Below are 22,202 nucleotides of genomic sequence, written 5' to 3' on the forward strand. Positions count from 1 at the left end.
TTCGTTTGGCTGCCTGTCAGCTGCCAAGCGCCTTCGAAGCGAGCCAGAACAACCCGGCCGACAGGGCCACAGTGGCTGGCAGGGTCAATACCCAGGCCATCAGGATGGTTCTGACGGTGCCGCCTTGCAGGCCGCTTTTATTGGCGACCATGGTGCCCGCCACGCCCGAGGACAGCACGTGGGTGGTGGAAACCGGCAGGCTGAAGATGTTCGCCAGGCCGATCAGGCTGGCGGTGGTGATCTGCGCCGACATACCTTGAGAGTACGTCATGCCTTGCTTGCCGATCTTCTCGCCAATGGTCAGTACCACGCGTTTCCAGCCAACCATGGTGCCCAGGCCCAGGGCCAGCGCCACTGCCAGAATCACCCAGAACGGGGCATATTCAGTGGTAGTGGTCAGGTCTTTGCGCAGCTTGTCCAGGTCAGCCTTTTCACGGGCGCCGAGGGTTGGCAATTTGCTGACCTTCTTCGCCGTGTCGTCGAGGCAGAGCAGGTAACGACGTACTTCGATGCGGCTTTCCGACGGCAACGAGTGGTAGTCGGCTACACCCTTGAGGGTACCAAGCAGGGCGGTGATGGTCGGTTCGGTCTGTTGCGGGTTGCAACGGAATTTCTCCGGCAGATCGCCTTCCACGCTCTTGCCCAGGGCCAGGAACTCGCCCAGGGTTTCCGAGTTGCGCTGGTAGAACTGGCTCAGGTGCAGCGTGGCGTCGCGGGTACGCTCGATCTGATAGGTCGTGCTGTTCAGGTCGAGGACGAACTGCGCCGGCACGATACCGATCAGGACTAGCATGATCAGGCCGATACCCTTCTGACCATCGTTAGAACCGTGCACGAAACTCACGGCCATGGCCGAGATCACCAGTACCAGGCGATTCCAGAACGGTGGATGCTTCTTGTCGTCGATCTTGCGGCGCTGTTCCGGTGTCTTGTGCATCTTCGACAGCGGACGCCACCATTTAAGGCCGATCAGGATCAACGCGGCGATCAGGAAACCTGCCATTGGCGAGAACACCAGTGACATGGCGATATCGATCGCCTTTTGCCAGTTCACGCCGTCGGCCAACGGAATATCGTTGATCAGGGCGTTGGCCAGGCCGACACCGAGGATCGAACCGATCAGCGTGTGGGAACTGGAAGCGGGAATACCGAAGTACCAGGTGCCCAGGTTCCAGGTAATGGCGGCGGCGAGCAACGAGAACACCATGGCCAGTCCGTGACCGGTGTTCACATTGATCAGCAGTTCTACCGGCAGCAGGTGGACGATGGCATACGCCACGCCGACCCCGCCCAGCAGCACGCCGAGGAAGTTGAACACCCCTGAGAAAAACACCGCCAGGTGAGGCGGCATGGCTTTGGTGTAGATAACGGTGGCCACCGCGTTAGCAGTGTCATGAAAGCCGTTGATGAACTCGAAGGCGAGGACAAAGGCCAGGGCGAGCAAGAGGCTCACAAGCACCCAAGCATCCAGTCCGCTGAATAAATCGATCATGAAGGTTTTCTGACCCGGTCATAAGGGGGCGCGATTATGCCAGAAAAGACTGCTAATCAATGCACTAGCTGCTCATCGGTAACATTCTTCAACGAATTTTTTTGCTGCGGCACCCAAAGCCCAAGGGTTTTGCTGTGTTTTTTAACTTGTTGATTTTGCTTGAAAAGATCGCGGCGGCAAGGGATTCGCGCCGCTGAAGGATGGGGTCGAATGCCTGTAAGAAATATCTGAGAAATACGTCAGATATCAAAATCTGCCTTCACTCGGGGAGGGCAGCGGCCGCAGCCCGCTCGTAGCGGGCGCGCAAGGCGACCTCTCTACATCCCGCTTTTAACAGGTGCAGAGCCAGATCCTTGTAAGGTTCAGGCCGAAGCAGTCATGGCTCTTCGGCTTTGAGTTCCTTTTCCATTTTTTCAAGTTCTTGCTGGAAAACCTGATCCTGAACGGTGGCGCGTTTACGCCAGGGTTTGCGTTCCGGTTCGGGTTGAGCGGCGTAAGTGGTGACTTCTCCGCCGTAAACTTCCTTGTAGCGTTGTTCCTGGCGCTCTAGTTCCGCGCGCAGTTCGTCTTTCGTCACAGTGCTACCTGATTGAGTTGGGATAAATTCTGGTGAAAACGCGCTGCATCAAATCGATTGATCACGTCCGTCGAATGGGCAATGCCCGTCAAGACATCGTTTTGGCGACAACCGGGATCAATACTTTCATGTCCACAGGCGGCCACGGCACCAGAGATAAACAGCTGACGTAGCTTCAGTTTCCTGTTTCAGCAAGCGCACTGGCAAGGCAGTGCAATGCAGTTCTGGCGCTTGCAACGGGCAACGGAGATGGAACATCACATTGCCGGGTAGCAGGTCCGGCAAGTAAAAAAACCGGAGTGCTACTGAATTGTATTATAGCGGCCTATTTGAAGAACACTATCTCCAAAGAGTTAAAAGCCGGTCTTGGGGGCGCAGTTTTGTTGTGCTGAGTTTTACGTTCTACTAGAACGTCGACTGATCCTGATTGCTGTGATGCCTTTCTGACGCCATTAAGTCGAACAAGTTACGGTATTTAGAATGCCTCATTAATTCCTGGGTCGATCGGCTGTAAACGAGTTGGTGATCCAGTGAAAAACCGGACATCAGCGGACGGGCTGATTGGTACGGCTGATTGCGATTATCGGTCGATCGTTCGATAATCGCCCGGAGTTGACGGGCCGGGCTTGAGCACCAGGCGGTAGCCCTTTGTAATAGTCGCTGATCCGAGTGGGTAAAAGGACCTTGTATGAACGATCAAATGCGCAATTCCTTCGCTTCAGTGGCTCCCCCCATCGTTGCCTCGCCGGCCAAACGGATCCAGGCACTGACCGGCGACCCGGATTTCATGACGTCCCTGGCCCGTGGCCTGGCTGTGGTGCAAGCGTTCCAGGAACGCAAACGGCACCTGACCATCGCCCAGATCAGCCACCGCACGGAAATTCCCCGCGCCGCCGTGCGCCGTTGCCTGCACACCCTGATCAAACTCGGTTACGCCACCACCGACGGCCGCACCTACTCGTTGCTGCCCAAAGTGCTGACCCTCGGCCATGCCTATGTGTCATCAACGCCGCTGGCGGTTTCCGCCCAGCCTTACCTGGACCGCATGAGCGAACAGCTGCACGAGGCCTGCAACATGGCCACGCTGGAAGGTGACGACATTCTGTACATCGCCCGCTCCGCGACCACCCAGCGCCTGATTTCGGTGGACCTGTCGGTGGGTGGGCGCCTGCCGGCCTATTGCACGTCGATGGGGCGGATCCTGCTGGCTGCACTGGATGACACCTCGCTGGGCGAATACCTGGAGCACGCCGAACTGCAGGCCAAGACGAGTCGCACGATTCACACCCCCGAGGCATTGCTCGAATGCCTGCAAGAGGTCCGACAGCAAGGCTGGTGCATTGTCGACCAGGAACTTGAGCAGGGACTGCGCTCAATTGCCGTCCCAGTGTACGACGCCTCCGGCCAGGTGGTCGCGGCCCTCAATGTCAGCACCCACGCCGGGCGAGTCAGTCGTAACGAGCTGGAACAACGCTTCCTGCCTGGCCTGCTGAGTGCCAGCCGCGACCTCAGTAGCCAACTGTTCACCTAAGCTGTTCGATAAACGCACAGAGTTACGTTTGGCGAATTGACGCTGTTTCCTGTGGGTCATTACTGTCGCGTCTGCGTCAGCCCCGGCTGGCCCCTTTCGACTGTGATCCACGGAATAAAAATAATGAACCAGCCCCAGTCTGCTGTAGGAAACTGCCTTGACGTGCAGTCCTTCATCAATGCTCAGCCCATTTCGCGCTACCAGTGGCGGGTAGTCATCCTGTGTTTCCTGATTGTCTTTCTCGACGGCCTCGATACCGCGGCCATGGGATTCATTGCGCCGGCTCTGTCGCAGGATTGGGGAATCGATCGCGCCAGCCTCGGTCCGGTGATGAGCGCGGCTCTGATCGGCATGGTCTTTGGTGCACTGGGCTCCGGGCCATTGGCTGACCGCTTTGGGCGAAAAGTCGTACTGGTCGGGGCGGTGTTGTTGTTCGGTGCCTTCAGCCTGGCTTCGGCCTACAGCACCAACGTCGAGCAATTGCTGGTGTTGCGCTTTTTAACCGGGCTGGGCCTGGGCGCCGGCATGCCGAACGCAACGACCCTGCTGTCGGAGTACACCCCGGAGCGCAAGAAGTCCTTGCTGGTGACCAGCATGTTCTGCGGTTTCAACCTCGGCATGGCCGGCGGCGGCTTTATCTCGGCCAAGCTCATTCCGGCCTTTGGCTGGCACAGCCTGTTGCTGATCGGCGGAGTCCTGCCGCTGATCCTCGCCGTCGTATTACTGTTCTGGCTGCCGGAGTCGGCGCGTTACCTGGTGGTGCGTAACCGCGGTACGGACAAGGTACGCAAGACACTGGCGCCGATTGACCCGACGGTGGTGGCCCAGGCGTCCAGCTTCAGCGTGCCGGAACAGAAGACCGTGAAGGCGCGCAATGTGTTTGCGGTGATCTTTTCCGGCACCTACAGCGTCGGCACCTTGCTGCTGTGGCTGACCTACTTCATGGGCCTGGTGATCGTCTACCTGCTGACCAGCTGGCTGCCGACGCTGATGCGCGACAGTGGCGCGAGCATGGAACAGGCCGCCTTCATCGGCGCGTTGTTCCAGTTCGGTGGCGTGCTGAGTGCGGTGGGCGTGGGCTGGGCGATGGACCGGTTCAATCCGCACAAGGTCATCGGCATTTTCTACCTGCTGGCCGGGGTGTTTGCCTACGCGGTGGGGCAGAGCCTGGGCAACATCACAATACTGGCGACGCTGGTGCTGGTGGCGGGGATGTGTGTCAACGGTGCGCAATCGGCGATGCCGTCACTGGCGGCGCGGTTTTACCCAACTCAGGGGCGGGCCACTGGAGTGTCGTGGATGCTCGGGATCGGCCGCTTCGGCGCCATCCTCGGGGCGTGGATGGGCGCGACGCTGCTGGGGCTGGGCTGGAACTTCGAGCAAGTGCTGACGGCGCTGGTGATTCCGGCGGCACTGGCGACCACGGCCGTTGTGATCAAGGGCATGGTCAGTCATGCGGATGCGACCTGATCCCGGGTTGAAATAGGGGTGTAGCCAGAAAAGATCGCAGCCTGCGGCAGCTCCTACAGGGGAATTCATACACCTGTAGGAGCTGCCGCAGGCTGCGATCTTTTGGGGGGGCACCGATAAAGATAGTCAGGCAACAATATGTTCGATTATCGAACGGTTAGTCGATTATCGGATTGTTTGACGTTTTACACAGGCTTAACCTTCAGTCATTCCGGCGCTGCGCATCGGCGCCTTCTTCCACTGTCGGTTAACAACAAACGGGAGCCTGCCCCAATGGCTGAAATTCTTTCGCTGCACGACGCGGTGAAGCAATTCGTGAACGACGGCGATACGGTCGCGCTCGAAGGCTTTACCCACCTGATCCCGACTGCTGCGGGTCACGAAATCATTCGCCAGGGCAAGAAAGACCTGACCCTGGTGCGGATGACTCCTGACCTGATCTACGACCAGTTGATCGGTGCCGGTTGTGCCCGCAAGCTGATTTTCTCCTGGGGTGGCAACCCCGGTGTCGGCTCCCTGCATCGCCTGCGTGACGCCGTCGAGAAGCAGTGGCCGCACCCGCTGGAAATCGAAGAACACAGCCATGCCGACCTGGCCAATGCCTACGTCGCCGGCGCTTCCGGCTTGCCATTCGCGGTGCTGCGAGCCTACGCCGGTTCCGACCTGCCGAAGGTCAACCCGCTGATCAAGTCCGTTACCTGCCCGTTCACCGGTGAAGTGCTGGCCGCCGTGCCTTCGGTGCGTCCGGACATCACCGTGATCCATGCGCAGAAAGCCGACCGCAAAGGCAACGTGCTGCTCTGGGGCATTCTCGGCGTGCAGAAAGAAGCCGCACTGGCCGCCAAGCGTTGCATCGTCACCGTTGAAGAGATCGTCGACGACCTGAATGCACCGATGAACGCCTGCGTGTTGCCGACCTGGGCCTTGAGCGCGGTTTGCCATGTGCCAGGTGGTGCGCATCCGTCCTACGCCCACGGTTACACCGAACGCGACAACCGCTTCTACCAGGCCTGGGACCCGATTGCCCGCGACCGTGAAACCTTCACCGCGTGGATCAACGAATACATCCACGGCAGCGCTGACTTCAGCGAGTTCCAGGCCAAACTGGCTGCCGCTTCGGAGGCGAAGTAATGACTTACACCACCAATGAAATGATGACCGTCGCCGCCGCTCGCCGCCTGAAGAACGGTTCTGTGTGCTTCGTGGGCATCGGCCTGCCGTCGAAAGCGGCCAACTTGGCGCGCCTGACGTCTTCGCCTGATGTGGTATTGATCTACGAATCGGGTCCGATCGGTGCCAAGCCGAGCGTATTGCCGCTGTCGATCGGTGACGGTGAATTGGCGGAAACCGCCGATACCGTGGTCCCGACCGGCGAGATTTTCCGCTACTGGCTGCAGGGCGGGCGCATCGACGTCGGTTTCCTCGGTGCGGCGCAGGTTGACCGCTTCGGCAACATCAACACCACCGTGGTCGGCGATTACCACGCACCGAAAGTGCGTCTGCCGGGTGCCGGTGGCGCGCCGGAGATTGCCGGTTCCGCCAAGAGTGTGTTGATTATCCTCAAGCAGTCGGCGCGCTCCTTTGTCGACAAACTCGACTTCATTACCTCGGTCGGCCACGGCGAGGGCGGTGATTCGCGCAAGCGTCTCGGCCTGCCAGGCGCTGGTCCGGTCGGCATCATTACAGACCTGTGCATCATGGAGCCGGAAGCGGGCACCCATGAGTTCGTGGTCACTGCACTGCACCCGGGCGTGACCCGCGAGCAAGTGGTCGCCGCCACCGGTTGGGCGATTCGCTTTGCCGACAGCGTTGCAACCACCGCCGAGCCGACCGACGTCGAACTGACCGCGCTGCGCGATCTCGAAGCCCGTACTGCAGCGGCCCACGGCCAAGCCCCCGGAGAAGCGTGATGCGTGATGTTTATATCTGCGACGCGATTCGTACCCCCATCGGCCGTTTCGGCGGTGGTCTGTCGACGGTGCGTGCCGACGACCTGGCCGCCGTGCCGATCAAGGCCTTGATGGAGCGCAACCCGTCGGTGGACTGGAGCGCCGTGGACGAGGTGTTCCTCGGCTGCGCCAACCAGGCCGGCGAAGACAACCGCAACGTTGCGCGCATGGCGCTGCTGTTGGCGGGGCTGCCGGAAACCATTCCCGGCGTGACCCTCAACCGCCTTTGCGCTTCGGGCATGGATGCCATCGGCACCGCGTTCCGCGCCATCGCCAGCGGCGAGATGGAGCTGGCGATTGCCGGCGGCGTCGAGTCGATGTCCCGTGCGCCGTTCGTGATGGGCAAGGCCGACGCGGCGTTCTCGCGCAACATGAAACTCGAAGACACCACCATCGGTTGGCGCTTCATCAACCCGTTGATGAAAGCCCAATACGGTGTGGATGCGATGCCGCAGACCGCTGACAACGTGGCCGACGATTACAAAGTCTCCCGCGAAGATCAGGACGCCTTTGCCCTGCGCAGCCAGCAGCGCACTGCCGTCGCGCAAGCCGCCGGGTTCTTTGCCGAAGAAATCGTCGAAGTGCGGATTGCCCACAAGAAAGGCGAGACCGTGGTCAGCCAGGACGAGCACCCTCGCGCCGACACCACCCTGGAAGCCCTGACCAAACTGAAACCGGTCAACGGCCCGGACAAAACCGTCACCGCCGGCAATGCCTCGGGTGTGAACGATGGTGCCGCCGCATTGATCCTGGCCTCGGCCGAAGCTGTGAAGAAACACGGCCTGACCGCCCGCGCCAAAGTGCTGGGCATGGCCAGCGCCGGTGTTGCACCGCGGGTGATGGGCATCGGCCCGGTGCCGGCGGTGCGCAAACTGACCGAGCGCCTCGGCGTGGCAGTCAGCGATTTCGACGTGATCGAACTCAACGAAGCCTTCGCCAGCCAGGGCCTGGCGGTGCTGCGTGAACTGGGGATCGCCGACGATGCCGCCCAGGTCAACCCGAACGGTGGCGCGATTGCCCTGGGCCATCCGTTGGGCATGAGCGGTGCGCGTCTGGTGCTGACGGCGTTGCATCAGCTGGAAAAAACCGGTGGCAAGAAAGGTCTGGCGACCATGTGCGTCGGTGTCGGCCAGGGCCTGGCTTTGGCAATCGAACGGGTCTGACACACCCTGTCGGCTAACAAGAACTGAGGAAAGAGTAATGACTGACAAGCCTGGTTACCGTCGCCCGCAGGAGGGTACTCAACCGGAGTACCTGCACCCGACCTATCAATCCACCAACCTGCGCTCGCCATCCAAGCCGTTGGTGTTTCTGCCCCATTCGTTGTCGGAAATCACCGGGCCAACCGTCGGCGCCGAGCGCGTCAACGAGAAGGACAATGACCTCACCGCTCAGCACGAAGGTCAGCCACAGGGTGAGCGCATCATCATCCACGGCCGCGTGCTGGACGAAAACGGTCTGCCGGTTCCGGGGATTCTGGTGGAGATCTGGCAAGCCAACGCTGCCGGTCGTTATGCCCATGCCCGTGACCTGCACGACGCGCCGCTGGACCCGAACTTCACTGGCACGGGCCGTACGGTGACCGACGCCGATGGCTGGTACCAGTTCCAGACCATCAAGCCCGGTGCGTATCCGTGGGGCAACCACCACAACGCCTGGCGCCCGGCGCACATCCATTTCTCGTTGTTCGGGCCGAGCATCCTGACGCGCCTGGTGACGCAAATGTATTTCCCGGGCGACCCGCTGCTGGCGTACGACCCGATCTACAACTGCGTGCCCGATACCCGCGCCAAAGAGCGCTTGATCGCCTCGTTCGACCTGGAAAAAACCATCCCGTCCTATGCCCTCGGTTATCGCTGGGACATCGTTTTGCGCGGCCGCGACGCCACGCCGATGGAGAAATAAGATGACGCTGACTGCGACCACGTCCCACACCGTCGGGCCGTACTACCACATCGGCCTGACCTGGCTGAACCGCGAAGACCTGACCGTCGAACAAACCCTGGGCGAGCGCGTGGCGATCACCGGACAAGTGCTCGACGGCAATGGCGACATCGTCAACGACGCGATGCTGGAAGTCTGGCAGGCCAATGCCGCGGGCAAGTATGACCATCCGGAGGACGACCAGGAAAAACCCCTGGACCCGAATTTCGAAGGCTTTGGCCGGGTGCCGGTGGATGCCGAAGGGCGTTTTCGTTTCACCACCATCAAGCCGGGAACGGTCGAGGGGCTCAAAGGCACGACTCAGGCACCGCACCTGGTGGTACTGGTGTTTGCCCGCGGTCTGGTGAAGCACCTGCTGACACGGATCTACTTTGATGGAGAGGCGGCCAACGTCAACGACCCGTTGCTGGAATGCGTGCCGGCCGAGCGTCGCGGTACCTTGCTGGCCAAGCAGGATACGTCGGGTGTTTATCAGTGGAATGTGATTCTGCAAGGCACTGATGCGGAGACGGTGTTCTTCGATTATTAAGTGAACACCGAAATCCCTGTAGGAGCTGGCTTGCCAGCGATGGTCGTTAACGATTACGCGGATTGACTGGTTAACCGGGTCGCTTTTGCGTCTTTCGCTGGCAAGCCAGCTCCTACACGGGATCTACGTCGCTGATGCATCTGTGGAACGGGACTGTTGCAAAGTATGTCTAGACTCTCACTGTCCCCATTGAGTAGAAAACAATGACAACGACCACCGCTACACAACCGCTATACACCGGTGAGGAGCGCAGCAAGCGGATCTTCGCCATTGTCGGTGCCTCGTCCGGTAATCTGGTCGAATGGTTCGACTTCTACGTCTACGCCTTCAGTGCGCTTTATTTCGCACCGGCCTTTTTCCCCTCCGACAACCCCACGGTGCAGTTGGTCAATACTGCGGGCGTGTTTGCCGCCGGGTTCCTGATGCGACCGATCGGTGGCTGGATTTTCGGTCGGTTGGCAGACAAGCACGGGCGCAAGAATTCGATGTTGATCTCGATTCTGATGATGTGTTTCGGCTCGTTGCTTATCGCTTGCCTGCCGACCTACAGCAGCATCGGGATCTGGGCGCCAGTCCTGTTGCTGTTTGCGCGTTTGCTCCAGGGCCTGTCGGTAGGTGGCGAGTACGGCACCACCGCCACCTACATGAGTGAAGTCGCCCTCAAGGGGCAGCGCGGTTTCTTCGCATCCTTCCAGTACGTGACGCTGATTGGCGGGCAACTGCTGGCGGTATTGGTGGTAGTGATCCTGCAACAGTTCCTCAGTGAAGAGGAGTTGCGTGCCTACGGTTGGCGGATTCCCTTCGTGGTTGGCGCCATGGCGGCGCTGGTTTCGCTGTATCTGCGTCGTTCGCTGAAAGAAACCTCCAGCAAGGAAATGCGCGAAAACAAGGACGCCGGCAGCATCGGCGCGCTGTTCCGGGACCATAAGGCAGCGTTCATCACCGTACTCGGCTACACCGCCGGTGGCTCGCTGATTTTCTACACCTTCACCACCTACATGCAGAAGTACCTGGTGAACACCGCCGGCATGCCGGCCAAGACCGCCAGCTACATCATGACCGGCGCGCTGTTCCTCTATATGTGCATGCAACCGGTTTTCGGCATGCTGGCCGACAAGATCGGCCGGCGTAACTCGATGCTCTGGTTCGGCGCCCTCGGCACACTGTGCACCGTGCCGATCCTGTTGAGCCTGAAAAGTGTCAGCAGTCCGTTCCTGGCCTTTGTGCTGATTACCCTGGCGCTGGCAATCGTCAGTTTCTACACCTCGATCAGTGGCCTGGTGAAAGCCGAGATGTTTCCGCCGGAGGTGCGTGCATTGGGTGTCGGCCTGGCGTATGCGGTGGCGAATGCGATCTTCGGTGGTTCGGCGGAATATGTGGCCTTGAGCCTCAAGGCCGTGGGCATGGAAAACTCCTTCTACTGGTATGTAACGGTGATGATGGCGATAGCCTTCCTGTTCAGCCTGCGTCTGCCGAAACAGGCGAAGTATCTGCATCACGATCTTTGATCTTCTCGCGCGGGCCGCAAAGGCCCGCGCCTTCAGGAACTGTTTATGAACCAGCGACCGGGCAATCAATTGTTCGATGCCTATTTCACTGCCCGCGATATGCGTGACGTGTTCTGCGATCAGGGCCGGGTCCAGGCCATGCTCGATTTCGAAGCGGCACTGGCCCGGGCCGAAGCGCGGGTCGGGTTGATTCCGACGAGTGCTGTCGCGCCGATTCAAGCGGCTTGCAGCGCCGGGCTCTACGACTTTGCGGCGTTGGGCGAGGCGATTGCCACGGCGGGTAACTCGGCGATTCCGTTGGTCAAGGCGCTGGGCAAGCAGATCGCTGCGCAGAATGCCGAGGCCGAGCGTTACGTACATTTGGGCGCGACCAGCCAGGATGTGATGGACAGCGGCCTGGTGCTGCAATTGCGTCGTGCGCTGGAGTTGATCGAAAACGATCTGGCGCAACTTGGGCAAACCCTTGCGACGCAGGCCGAACGATATGTGGCTACGCCATTGGCCGGGCGCACCTGGTTGCAGCATGCGACGCCGGTGACCCTCGGCATGAAAATCGCCGGTTGGCTGGGCGCCGTGACCCGCAGTCGCCAGCGCCTGGCCGAATTGAAACCGCGTCTGCTGGTGCTGCAATTTGGCGGTGCGTCCGGCACCCTCGCGGCACTTGGCGAGCAGGCCATGCCGATTGCCCAGGCGCTGGCCGAAGAGCTGCAACTGACCTTGCCCGAGCAACCGTGGCACACCCAGCGCGATCGTGTGGTGGAGTTCGGCGCGGTGCTCGGGTTGATCGCCGGCAGTCTCGGCAAGCTCGGTCGCGACGTCAGCCTGCTGATGCAAACCGAAGCCGCCGAAGTGTTCGAACCTTCGGCGCCGGGCAAGGGCGGCTCCTCGACCATGCCGCACAAGCGCAATCCGGTGGGCGCGGCGGTGTTGATCGGCGCGGCGACGCGTGTACCCGGTTTGCTCTCGACACTGTTCAGCGCCATGCCCCAGGAACACGAGCGCAGTCTTGGCCTGTGGCATGCCGAGTGGGAAACCCTGCCGGAGATTTGCTGCCTGGTGTCGGGCAGCCTGCAGCAAGCGTTGCTGATCACCCAGGGGCTGGAAGTGGATGCCGGGCGCATGGCGCACAACCTCGATCTGACCCAGGGCCTGGTGCTCGCCGAAGCGGTGAGTATTGTCCTCGCCCAACGGGTTGGCCGCGATACCGCACACCATCTGCTCGAACGCTGCTGCAAACGCGCGGTGGCCGAACAGCGTCACCTGCGTGCGGTGCTTGGCGATGAACCGCAAGTGACCGCCGAACTGTCGGCGGCTGAACTCGATCATCTGCTGGACCCTGCCCATTACCTCGGCCAGGCCCAAACCTGGGTCGAGCGGGCGGTGGCCGAACATTCTGCATTGACTGCCTGAAGGAGAATTGCTGTGGCTTTTGTACAACTCGCCGAGGGCGAACTGCATTACCAACTGGATGGACCGGTCGATGCGCCGGTGCTGGTGCTGTCCAACTCCTTGGGCACCGACCTGCACATGTGGGACGCGCAAATCCCGGCGTTCTCCGAGCATTTTCGCGTGTTGCGTTTTGACACTCGCGGTCATGGCCAGTCATTGGTGACCCCGGGACCTTACAGCATCGAGCAACTGGGCCGCGACGTGCTCGCCTTGCTGGATGCCTTGCACATCGAGCGCGCGCATTTCTGCGGCTTGTCCATGGGCGGGCTGATTGGCCAGTGGCTGGGGATCAATGCCGGCGAGCGCCTGAACAAGCTGATCGTATGCAACACTGCAGCGAAAATCGGCGATCCGTCAGTGTGGAACCCGCGTATCGAAATGGTCCTGCGTGATGGTCAGGCGGCCATGGTTGCCTTGCGCGATGCCTCGATTGCCCGCTGGTTCACTCCGGATTTCTCTGCCGCCAACCCGGCGGCGGCCAAGCAGATTACCGACATGCTCGCGGCCACTTCGCCCGAAGGCTATGCGGCCAATTGCGCGGCGGTGCGTGATGCCGATTTCCGCGAGCGGTTGTCCTCGATCAAGGCGCCGTTGCTGGTGATTGCCGGGACCGAAGACGCGGTGACGCCGCCATCCGGTGGGCATTTCATTCAGGAGCATGTGCGCGGGGCCGAGTACGCCGAGTTCTACGCCGCGCATTTGTCCAACGTCCAGGCAGGTGATGCGTTCAGCGAGCGCGTGCTGGCGTTTCTGTCGGCTGATTGAGGGGATTTTCGTGGACGAAAAACAACGTTATGACGAGGGTATGAAGGTCCGTCGCGCGGTCCTTGGAGACGCGCATGTCGACCGCAGCCTGACGACCCTGACCGAGTTCAACTCGGAGTTTCAGGAGATGATTACCCGCCACGCCTGGGGCGACATCTGGACCCGTCCGGGCCTGCCGCGCCATACCCGCAGCCTGATCACCATCGCCATGCTGATCGGCATGAACCGCGAGGGCGAACTCAAACTGCACCTGCGCGCCGCCGCCAACAACGGCGTGAGCCGTGGCGAGATCAAGGAAGTGATCATGCAGAGCGCCATCTACTGCGGCATTCCGGCGGCCAATGCGACCTTCCACCTGGCCGAATCGGTGTGGGATGAGTTGGGGGTCGAGTCGCGGGAATAGGTCAGGGCTTAAAAAAGATCGCAGCCTGCGGCAGCTCCTACAGGAGGGTGTGAACCCCTGTAGGAGCTGCCGCAGGCTGCGATCTTTTGATTTTACAGCAGGCTGATCGGATAGCTGATGATCAACCGGTTCTCATCGAACTCGTTATTGCTGTAATCCCGGCGCATGGTCGAGTTGCGCCATTTCAGGTTCAGGTCCTTCAGCGCACCGCTCTGCACGGTGTAGCCCAGTTCCGACTCACGTCCCCATTCCTTGCCGTCGGTGATGCTGCCGGTGTGCACATTGTCGCCGCTGATATAGCGGTTCATCAGGGTCAGGCCCGGTACGCCAAGGGCGACGAAGTTGTAGTCGTGGCGCACCTGCCAGGATTTCTCCCGGGCATTATCGTAGCTGGAGTTGTAGCTGTCGTTGGCCAGGGTGCCGCCGCTGGTGCCGTTGACCCGCATCCAGGCGCTGTCGCCGGTGAGTTTCTGCAGGCCGACGTAGAAGGTGTTGCCGCCGTATTTGGCCGAGAACAAACCGTACAGGGTTTTGTTGTCCAGCTCACCGGCCCGGGCGCTGCCGTCATCCTTGCCGTAGAAGAAACCCAGGTTGGCGCCCAGGGTCCAGTCGCCAAGCGGTTGGCTGTGGATCAGGTTGACGAACTGCTGGCTGTAGATGTCCTTGAGCTCGGCGTTCCACAGACCAATCTGGGTGCGCTTGTCATTGAACACGTACTCACCGCCCTGGAAGTTAAAGCGGTCGGAGGTGAACGCAGCTTTGCCGGTCATCGACATGTCGCTCATGCTGCTGTCGTCGCGCGGGCTGTTGGCACGGAACTGGCCGCCGTACAGCGTTAGTCCGTTGATTTCTTTCGAGGTGATCTGACCGCCACGGAAGGTTTGCGGCAATGAGCGACCGTCGTCCGAACGCAGGATTGGCAGCACCGGCATCCATTCCCCAACCTTGACTTCTGTCTGCGACAGCTTCGCCTTGAGCGCCACGTTGGTGCGGCCGAAGTTGTCTGCAGGGCGGCCGTCATGGTCCAGCGGCAGCAGTTGCGTCCCGCCAGTGCCTTTGCCGCCATCGAGTTTTACCGAGTACAAACCCAGCACATCCATGCCGAACCCGACGGTGCCCTGGGTGAACCCGGACTTGGCGTCGAGGATGAAACTTTGCGTCCACTCCTCAGCCTTGCCCTGGGCCTTGGTCGGGTTGGTGAAGTTGCGATTGATGTAGAAGTTGCGCAGGTTCAGGTTGACCTTGGCGCCCTCCACAAAGCCCGACTCCTCGGCGCTGGCGGGCAGGGCCGCGCAGGCCAGGGCAATGGCGATCAGGCTGGGAACGAAGTACGGCGCGGGAGAAGGCGTCATGGGCTCGGGTCTCACTAATTCTTGGGGATGAAACGGGGTGATGCCGCAACCCGGGGGTTGCAGACGAACAGTCGAAATCATGAAAAGCGAAGCGGATCAGCCGGGGAGGGCAGGGCGCGGGGGCATGGTGTCGAACCTGTTGTTATTGGTTTTGTGGTTCGGATGGTGCGTGGAATGTACTGGATGGTTCAATCGTAAAAAGCGGGTTTTGGGCGATTATCGAACATTAGATTGACGGTGATTATTGTGCTGTTCTTGCGCGCCTCATCGCTTGCAAGCCAGCTCCCACAGTGTCCGTGTCGTATACAAAATTGTGAACCACAGTGACCCTGTGGGAGCGGGCTTGCCCGCGATGGGGCCCGTACGGCCAGTACACCTTTTCCCGCAGCCAACAAAAAGCCCACCAATCGGTGGGCTTCGTGTTTTCACAGCGCTATCAGAAATACTTCATCTTCGGCGCTTCTTCCTTCAACGGCTCGTTCTTCGCCGTCTGTTCGTTCCAGCCACCACCCAGTGCCTTGTACAGGTTGACCTGACTGATCAACTGCGCCAGGCGATCGGTAATCAGATTCTGTTCGGAGTTGAACAGCTGACGCTGGGCATCGAGGAACGTCAGGTTGCTGTCGACACCGATGCGATAACGACGCTCGGCCAGGCGGTAGTAGTCCTGGTTGGCGCTGACCAGATTACGCTGTGCCTGTACCTGGTCGGTGTAGGTCCCGCGTGCGGCCAGGCCGTCGGCGACTTCCTGGAAGGCCGTTTGAATGGACTTCTCGTAGTTCGCCACACCGATGTCTTTCTGGATCTTCGAGTAATCCAGGCTGGCGCTCAGGGCGCCGGCGTTGAAGATCGGCAGGTTGATCTGCGGCTGGAACAGCCAGGTACCCGAGCCGCCCTTGAACAGGCCGGACAGGTCCGGGCTCAGGGTCCCGGCGTTGGCGGTCAGGCTGATGCTCGGGAAGAACGCTGCCCGTGCCGCGCCGATGTTGGCGTTGGCCGCCTTGAGGTTGTGCTCGGCCTGGAGGATGTCCGGACGACGTTGCAGCAAGTCCGACGGCAGGCCGGCCGGTACTTCGGCCAACAGATCGTCGTTCAACGGTTTGGCCGCTGGCAGGTTGGCCGGGACGCCGGTACCCAACAGCAGTACCAGGCTGTTTTCATCCTGGGCGACCTGGCGGGTGTAACGGGCCAGTTGCGCACGGGCGTTTTCCACCGAGGTCCGCGACTGCGCCAGGTCCAGGGCCGAGGCGACTCCCACTTCATTGCTGCGCGCGGTGAGCTTGTAGCTCTCCTCGAACGCGGCGAGGGTGTCCTGGGTGACTTTCAGCAGTTCCTTGTCGGCCTGCCAGGTCAGGTAGGCGTTGGCGACGCTGGCCACCAGGCTGAGCTGCGTGCTGCGCCGGCCTTCTTCGGTGGCGAAGTACTTCTGCAACGCTTCCTCGTTCAGGCTGCGAACCCGACCGAACAGGTCGAGTTCGTAGGCATTGACGCCAACCGTTGCCGAGTAGGAACTGGTGATGCCGGCTTCGCCGGTCTGCGACGCGTTAGCCGGAAGACGCTGGCGGCTGCCGGTGCCATTGGCCGAAACGGCCGGGAACAGGTCGGCGCGGGAGATGCGGTACTGAGCCGCAAAGGCGTCGATGTTCAGGGCCGCGACACGCAGGTCACGGTTGTTTTCCAGGGCGACCTGGATCAGCTGTTGCAGCGCCGGGTCGTGGAAAAACTGCTTCCAGCCCTGCTCGGCTGCCGCTTGCGCCGGTGCCTGGGCCGGCGCATAGGCCGGGCCCTGCGGGTATTGCCCCGCCACCGGTGCTTCAGGCTGCTGATAATCTGGTATCAGCGAGCAGCCACCGAGCACGAAGGCGGCGACTGCCAGGGAGAGTAGCGACTTGCTCATTAGCCAGCCTCTTTAGGAGTTTCAGTAGCGTCATCCGGGTCGGCAATCTTACGCTGGCCAATGGACGACACGGTGACGAAGAACAGCGGGACCCAGAAGATCGCCAGCACAGTGGCCGTGATCATACCGCCGATCACGCCGGTACCGATTGCATGCTGGCTACCCGAACCTGCGCCCGTGGATATCGCCAGTGGTACCACACCCAGGACGAAGGCGAGGGAGGTCATGATGATCGGTCGCAGACGCATGCGGCAGGCTTCGATTGCCGCGTCGCGCAGGCTACGCCCCTGTTCGTGCAGTTCCTTTGCAAATTCGACAATCAGAATGGCGTTTTTCGCCGCCAGGCCGATAGTCGTCAACAGGCCTACCTGGAAATACACGTCGTTGGACAAACCGCGCAGGCTGGTGGCCATCAGTGCACCGATGATCCCCAGCGGTACCACCAACATCACCGCGATCGGAATCGACCAGCTTTCATACAACGCCGCCAGGCACAGGAACACCATCAGCAGCGACAAGGCGTACAGCGCCGGCGCTTGCGAACCGGACAGACGTTCCTCGTACGACAGGCCGGTCCAGGAAATACCGACACCGGCCGGCAGCTTCTTGGCAATGGCTTCGACTTCGAGCATGGCTTCACCGGTGGAGTAACCCGGTGCCGGGGCGCCGAGGATTTCCATCGCTTCCACGCCGTTGTAACGGGCCAGTTTCGGCGAACCGTAGATCCACTCGCCCTTGGCGAATGCCGAGAACGGCACCATGGTTCCCTGGGCGTTGCGCACGTACCACTTCTGCAAGTCTTCCGGGCCCATTCGAGAGCCTGGCTGGCCTTGCACGTAAACCTTCTTCACCCGACCACGGTCGATGAAGTCGTTGACGTAGCTACTGCCCAGGGCAATCGACAGGGTGTTGTTGATGTCGGCGATGGTAATGCCCAGGGCACTGGCCTTCTCGTCATCGATTTCCAGTTGGTATTGCGGTTCGTCGTTCAGGCCGTTCGGACGCACCTGAGACAGGATCTTGCTTTGTGCGGCCATGCCAAGGAACTGGTTGCGCGCTTCCATCAGTTTTTCGTGGCCGATACCGGCGCGGTCCTGCAGGAACACGTCGAAACCGGTGGCGTTACCCAACTCCAGTACCGCCGGTGGTGCAAAGGCGAACACCATGGCATCGCGGAAGGTGAAGAAGTGCTGCTGGGCACGGGCCGCCACCTTGAACACGTTGTTGTCGGCGTTACGTTCGTCCCACGGACGCAGCATGATGAACGCCATACCCGAACTCTGGCCACGGCCGGCGAAGTTGAAACCGGTCACGGTAAACACCGAGTTCACCGCATCGCCTTCGCCGCCATCCTTGCCCGGGCGCAGCAGGAATTCACGCATTTCATCCACGACCACCTGGGTACGCTGGGCTGTGGAGCCGGCCGGGGTTTGCACCTGGGCGAACAGTACACCCTGGTCTTCTTCCGGCAGGAACGCCGTCGGAATGCGGGTGAACAGCCAGATCATGCCCACCACGATCAGCAGATACGCCAGCAGGTACGGGATCTTGCGCTGCAGGATATTGCCCACACCGCGTTCGTAGCCGCGAACGCCGCGGTCGAAATTGCGGTTGAACCAGCCAAAGAAACCACGCTTGGGTACGCCGTGCTCGCCTTTCGGAATCGGCTTGAGCATGGTGGCGCAGAGCGCCGGGGTGAAGATCAACGCAACCAGTACCGACAGGGCCATGGCCGAGACGATGGTGATCGAGAACTGCTTGTAGATCACACCGGTGGAACCGCTGAAGAACGCCATTGGCAGCAGAACCGCCGACAACACCAGGGCGATACCGACCAGTGCGCCCTGGATCTGGCCCATGGATTTCTTGGTGGCTTCCTTCGGTGACAGGCCTTCTTCGCTCATCACCCGTTCGACGTTTTCCACCACGACGATGGCGTCGTCCACCAGCAAGCCGATGGCCAGCACCATACCGAACATGGTCAGGGTGTTGATGCTGAAACCGGCGGCCGCGAGGATCCCGAATGTACCGAGCAATACCACCGGCACGGTCATCGTGGTGATCACGGTGGCGCGGAAGTTTTGCAGGAACAGGAACATCACCAGGAACACCAGCGCGATCGCTTCGACCAGGGTGTGAACCACACCTTTGATCGACTCGGTCACCACCGGCGTGGTGTCGTACGGGAACACCACTTCCATCCCTTGCGGGAAGAAGGGCTTGAGGCTATCGATGGTCGTGCGCAGGGCCTTGGCGGTATCGAGCGCGTTGGCACCGGTGGCCAGTTTCACCGCCAGGCCGGAAGCCGGGGCGCCGTTGAACTGGGCGTTGATGCTGTAGTTCTCGCCACCCAGGCCGACTTCGGCGACATCCTTGAGGCGAACCTGGGAGCCGTCCTTGTTGACCTTGAGCAGGATCTTGTCGAATTGCTCCGCGGTCTGCAGGCGGGTCTTGCCGATGATCGTCGCGTTCAGCTGGGTGCCGGGCAGGGCAGGCAGGCCGCCGAGCTGGCCGGACGAGACCTGGACGTTTTGCGCCGCGATGGCGGTCTTGACGTCGATCGGAGTCAGGTTGTAGTTGTTCAACTTGGCCGGGTCGAGCCAGATACGCATGGCGTACTGCGAACCGAACACCTGGAAGTCGCCGACACCGGCGGTCCGCGAGATCGGGTCTTGCATGTTCGACACGATGTAGTTGGACAAGTCGTCCTTGGTCATGCTGCCGTCACGCGACACCACGCCGATCACCAGCAGGAAGTTCTTCACCGCCTTGGTGACGCGGATACCTTGCTGTTGCACTTCCTGCGGCAGCAGCGGGGTGGCCAGGTTCAGCTTGTTCTGTACCTGAACCTGCGCGGTGTCGGAGTTGGTGCCTTGCTCGAAGGTCGCGGTAATGGTCATGGTGCCGTCGGAGTTACTTTCCGACGAGACATAACGCAGGTTGTCGATACCGTTGAGCTGTTGCTCGATCACCTGAACCACGGTGTCCTGTACCGTTTGTGCCGAAGCACCCGGGTAGGTCACGGAAATGGCGATCGCCGGAGGCGCAATGCTCGGGTACTGGTTGATCGGCAACCGCAGGATCGATAGTGCCCCGACCAACATGATCACCAGGGCAATTACCCAGGCGAAAATCGGACGGTCGATAAAAAATCTCGACATGGTTTACTCCCCTTTTCCGCCAGAGGCTTTATCAGCTGTCTGAGCGGGGGCCGGGTTCTTTACGGCTACGTTGGTCGCTTCACTGGCCTTGACTTCGATGCCGGGTTTGACGAATTGCAGACCTTCGGTGATCAAGCGATCGCCGGCCTTCAGGCCGTCTTCGATCAGCCACTGGTTGCCGACGGTGCGGTTGGCCTTGAGTTGACGCAGTTCGACCTTGTTGTCCGGGCCGACAACCAGCGCGGTCGGGGTGCCCTTGAGGTCGCGGGTCACGCCTTGCTGCGGGGCCAGGATCGCCGCGCTGTTCACACCGGCCAGCAACTTGGCGTGCACGAACATGCCAGGCAGAAGGGTGTGGTCAGGGTTCGGGAAAATGGCGCGCAGGGTGACGGAACCGGTGGTCTGGTCAACCGAGATTTCGGAGAATTCCAGCTTGCCGTCCAGCTTGTACTCGCTGCCGTCTTCCAGGGTCAGCTTGACCGAGGCCGCGTTGTCGCCGGCTTTTTGCAGGCGGCCGCTTTCCAGCTCGCGGCGCAGTTGCAGCAGCTCGACCGAGGACTGCGTCACGTCGACGTAGATCGGGTCGATTTGCTGAATCACCGCCATCGCATCGACCTGGGCATTGCTGACCAGCGCGCCTTCGGTCACCGAGGAGCGGCCGATGCGGCCGGTCAGCGGGGCATAGACCTTGGTGTAGCGCACGTTGATCTGCGCGGTTTGCAGTGCGGCTTCCGATTGCAGGCGGTTGGCCACGGCGGTGTCGTATTCCTGACGGCTTACAGCCTGCTCGTCGACCAGTTGCTTGTAGCGGTCGGAAATCGATTTGGTCGAGCGCAGGTTGGCTTCGGCGCTTTTCAATGTCGCTTCATAGACCGACGGATCGATCTGATAGAGCTGCTGGCCGGCCTTGACGTCGCTGCCTTCCTTGAACAGGCGCTTGAGAATGATGCCGTTGACCTGAGGACGGACTTCGGCAATGCGGAACGCACTGGTACGGCCGGGCAGATCGGAGGTCAGGGTGAATGATTGCGGTTGCAGAGTCACGACGCCGACCTGAGGGGGTGGGGCGGCCGGTGCTGCCTCTTCCTTTTTGCATCCGCTGAGCAGCGATGCCAGGGCGACGGCGGCGACCAGAGCGGTAACAGCTGGCTTGAATTGCATGAAAATCCTCGGGTCAGGCGCGCAACGTGCGCACTAGAAAGGTGGAAGGGTGAAATATGGTTGCCGAGTGGATAAGTAGCTTGCTAAGTAATATACTTACGTACATGGCTGTTTGTAAATACCCGGGCTGCGTATCCACGTCGTTACAGAAGCCGTTACACACGCTGTTGAAAGGTTGGAATTGTAGGCCGGGGACGAACCCCCAGAACGTTCGCCCCACTTTTATTCAGCTGATATTCAGACATCGCTGAAGCACCCTGATTGAGGTTGTACTGCCATGGTCCGTCGTACCAAAGAGGAAGCTCAGGAAACCCGCGCGCAAATTCTCGTGGCGGCCGAAAAGGCCTTTTACGAGCGAGGCGTGGCGCGTACGACCCTGGCGGACATCGCCACTCTGGCCGGCGTCACTCGTGGGGCCATTTACTGGCATTTCAGCAACAAGGCGGATCTGGTGCAGGCCATGCTCGACACCTTGCATGAGCCGCTGGAAGAAATGGCCAAGGCCAGCGAGAGTGAAGACGAACTCGATCCCCTGGGCTGCATGCGCAAGCTGTTGATTCATTTGTTTCATCAAATTGCGCTGGACCCGAAAACCCGACGCATCAATGAGATTCTTTTTCATAAGTGCGAATTCACCGATGAAATGTGCGACCTGCGCCAGCAGCGTGTGTCAGCCAGCCTCGAATGCAACGTGCGAATCGGTCTGGCCCTGAGCAATGCCGTCAATCGAGGGCAGTTGCCGGAAAACCTCGACACCGCCCGCGCCGCGATCAGCTTGCATGCATACATTGACGGCATCCTGTACCAGTGGTTGCTGGCCCCCGACAGTTTTGAATTGCACACCGAAGCCGAACGATGGGTCGATACCGGGCTGGACATGCTGCGCTTGAGCCCCAGCCTGCGCAAATGAAACAAAATTCGTAATCGGGCCGGCGTGTCAGCGCTCGATGTTTATTAATGGGGTGCTTTTATATACGTACCCTTGGCGCGATGACAGGTAGCAAGCTCAGTATT

The 22,202-nt window shown here is 60.5% G+C and carries 18 protein-coding genes; 12 read left to right on the top strand and 6 right to left on the bottom strand.

Annotated features, from left to right (window positions below; translation table 11 throughout):
* Positions 1-16 precede the first annotated feature (16 nt).
* Positions 17-1,492 (bottom strand): inorganic phosphate transporter, encoded by a 1,476-nt coding sequence (locus tag ACEN83_RS05955; protein WP_007976671.1) that lies wholly within the window; start codon positions 1,490-1,492, stop codon positions 17-19.
* Positions 1,493-1,868: 376 nt separating this feature from the next.
* Positions 1,869-2,069: a hypothetical protein gene (locus tag ACEN83_RS05960; protein ID WP_007976673.1), complete on the bottom strand. Its 201-nt coding sequence runs from the start codon at positions 2,067-2,069 to the stop codon at positions 1,869-1,871.
* 688 nt (positions 2,070-2,757) lie between these two features.
* On the opposite strand from ACEN83_RS05960, the gene pcaR reads away from it, so the two are divergent.
* From pcaR to pcaC, 11 genes are all read left to right on the top strand, one after another.
* Positions 2,758-3,600, top strand: coding sequence for a pca regulon transcriptional regulator PcaR (gene pcaR, locus ACEN83_RS05965; RefSeq protein WP_007976676.1), 843 nt, complete (start codon positions 2,758-2,760; stop codon positions 3,598-3,600).
* 123 nt (positions 3,601-3,723) lie between these two features.
* Entirely contained in the window at positions 3,724-5,070 is a 1,347-nt protein-coding gene (pcaK, locus tag ACEN83_RS05970) for a 4-hydroxybenzoate transporter PcaK (protein ID WP_116580169.1), read from the top strand.
* A gap of 273 nt (positions 5,071-5,343) precedes the next feature.
* Positions 5,344-6,201: a CoA transferase subunit A gene (locus ACEN83_RS05975; RefSeq protein ID WP_007976681.1), complete on the top strand. Its 858-nt coding sequence runs from the start codon at positions 5,344-5,346 to the stop codon at positions 6,199-6,201.
* Positions 6,201-6,980: a CoA-transferase subunit beta gene (locus ACEN83_RS05980; RefSeq protein ID WP_007976682.1), complete on the top strand. Its 780-nt coding sequence runs from the start codon at positions 6,201-6,203 to the stop codon at positions 6,978-6,980. Before ACEN83_RS05975 ends, ACEN83_RS05980 begins: the two co-directional genes overlap by 1 nt.
* Positions 6,977-8,182: a 3-oxoadipyl-CoA thiolase gene (gene pcaF, locus ACEN83_RS05985; protein ID WP_178082415.1), complete on the top strand. Its 1,206-nt coding sequence runs from the start codon at positions 6,977-6,979 to the stop codon at positions 8,180-8,182. The genes ACEN83_RS05980 and pcaF overlap by 4 nt, the downstream gene beginning before the upstream one ends.
* Positions 8,183-8,219: 37 nt before the next feature.
* Positions 8,220-8,924: a protocatechuate 3,4-dioxygenase subunit beta gene (gene pcaH, locus ACEN83_RS05990; protein ID WP_007976686.1), complete on the top strand. Its 705-nt coding sequence runs from the start codon at positions 8,220-8,222 to the stop codon at positions 8,922-8,924.
* A gap of 1 nt (position 8,925) precedes the next feature.
* Positions 8,926-9,492 carry a protocatechuate 3,4-dioxygenase subunit alpha gene (pcaG, locus tag ACEN83_RS05995; protein WP_495579757.1) on the top strand — a complete coding sequence of 189 codons (567 nt, stop codon included), beginning with the start codon at positions 8,926-8,928 and terminating at the stop codon, positions 9,490-9,492.
* A 203-nt stretch (positions 9,493-9,695) separates the two neighbouring features.
* Positions 9,696-11,000 (top strand): MFS family transporter, encoded by a 1,305-nt coding sequence (locus tag ACEN83_RS06000; protein WP_116580171.1) that lies wholly within the window; start codon positions 9,696-9,698, stop codon positions 10,998-11,000.
* A 45-nt stretch (positions 11,001-11,045) separates the two neighbouring features.
* Positions 11,046-12,410, top strand: a complete 1,365-nt coding sequence (locus tag ACEN83_RS06005; protein ID WP_495579758.1) for a 3-carboxy-cis,cis-muconate cycloisomerase — start codon at positions 11,046-11,048, stop codon at positions 12,408-12,410.
* Positions 12,411-12,422: 12 nt separating this feature from the next.
* Complete coding sequence (gene pcaD / locus ACEN83_RS06010; protein ID WP_116580173.1) at positions 12,423-13,214, top strand: 3-oxoadipate enol-lactonase; 792 nt, start codon at positions 12,423-12,425, stop codon at positions 13,212-13,214.
* A 10-nt stretch (positions 13,215-13,224) separates the two neighbouring features.
* On the top strand, positions 13,225-13,617 hold the full coding sequence (gene pcaC / locus ACEN83_RS06015) for a 4-carboxymuconolactone decarboxylase (RefSeq protein ID WP_007976697.1): 393 nt from the start codon (positions 13,225-13,227) through the stop codon (positions 13,615-13,617).
* Positions 13,618-13,709: 92 nt separating this feature from the next.
* On the opposite strand, the gene ACEN83_RS06020 is transcribed toward pcaC, so the two are convergent.
* The 4 genes from ACEN83_RS06020 to ACEN83_RS06035 all read right to left on the bottom strand — a co-directional run bounded on the left by ACEN83_RS06020 (position 13,710) and on the right by ACEN83_RS06035 (position 21,188).
* Positions 13,710-14,969, bottom strand: a complete 1,260-nt coding sequence (locus ACEN83_RS06020) for an OprD family porin (RefSeq protein ID WP_495579759.1) — start codon at positions 14,967-14,969, stop codon at positions 13,710-13,712.
* A 436-nt stretch (positions 14,970-15,405) separates the two neighbouring features.
* Positions 15,406-16,866 carry an efflux RND transporter outer membrane subunit EmhC gene (gene emhC / locus ACEN83_RS06025; RefSeq protein ID WP_495579760.1) on the bottom strand — a complete coding sequence of 487 codons (1,461 nt, stop codon included), beginning with the start codon at positions 16,864-16,866 and terminating at the stop codon, positions 15,406-15,408.
* Complete coding sequence (emhB, locus tag ACEN83_RS06030; RefSeq protein ID WP_116580176.1) at positions 16,866-20,027, bottom strand: efflux RND transporter permease subunit EmhB; 3,162 nt, start codon at positions 20,025-20,027, stop codon at positions 16,866-16,868. Before emhB ends, emhC begins: the two co-directional genes overlap by 1 nt.
* A gap of 3 nt (positions 20,028-20,030) precedes the next feature.
* Positions 20,031-21,188 carry an efflux RND transporter periplasmic adaptor subunit gene (locus ACEN83_RS06035; RefSeq protein WP_116580177.1) on the bottom strand — a complete coding sequence of 386 codons (1,158 nt, stop codon included), beginning with the start codon at positions 21,186-21,188 and terminating at the stop codon, positions 20,031-20,033.
* A gap of 277 nt (positions 21,189-21,465) precedes the next feature.
* Between ACEN83_RS06035 and emhR the strand changes: the two genes are divergently transcribed.
* Complete coding sequence (emhR, locus tag ACEN83_RS06040; RefSeq protein WP_015093857.1) at positions 21,466-22,098, top strand: efflux system transcriptional repressor EmhR; 633 nt, start codon at positions 21,466-21,468, stop codon at positions 22,096-22,098.
* Positions 22,099-22,202 lie beyond the last annotated feature (104 nt).

The organism is Pseudomonas sp. Pseusp49 (assembly GCF_059491875.1).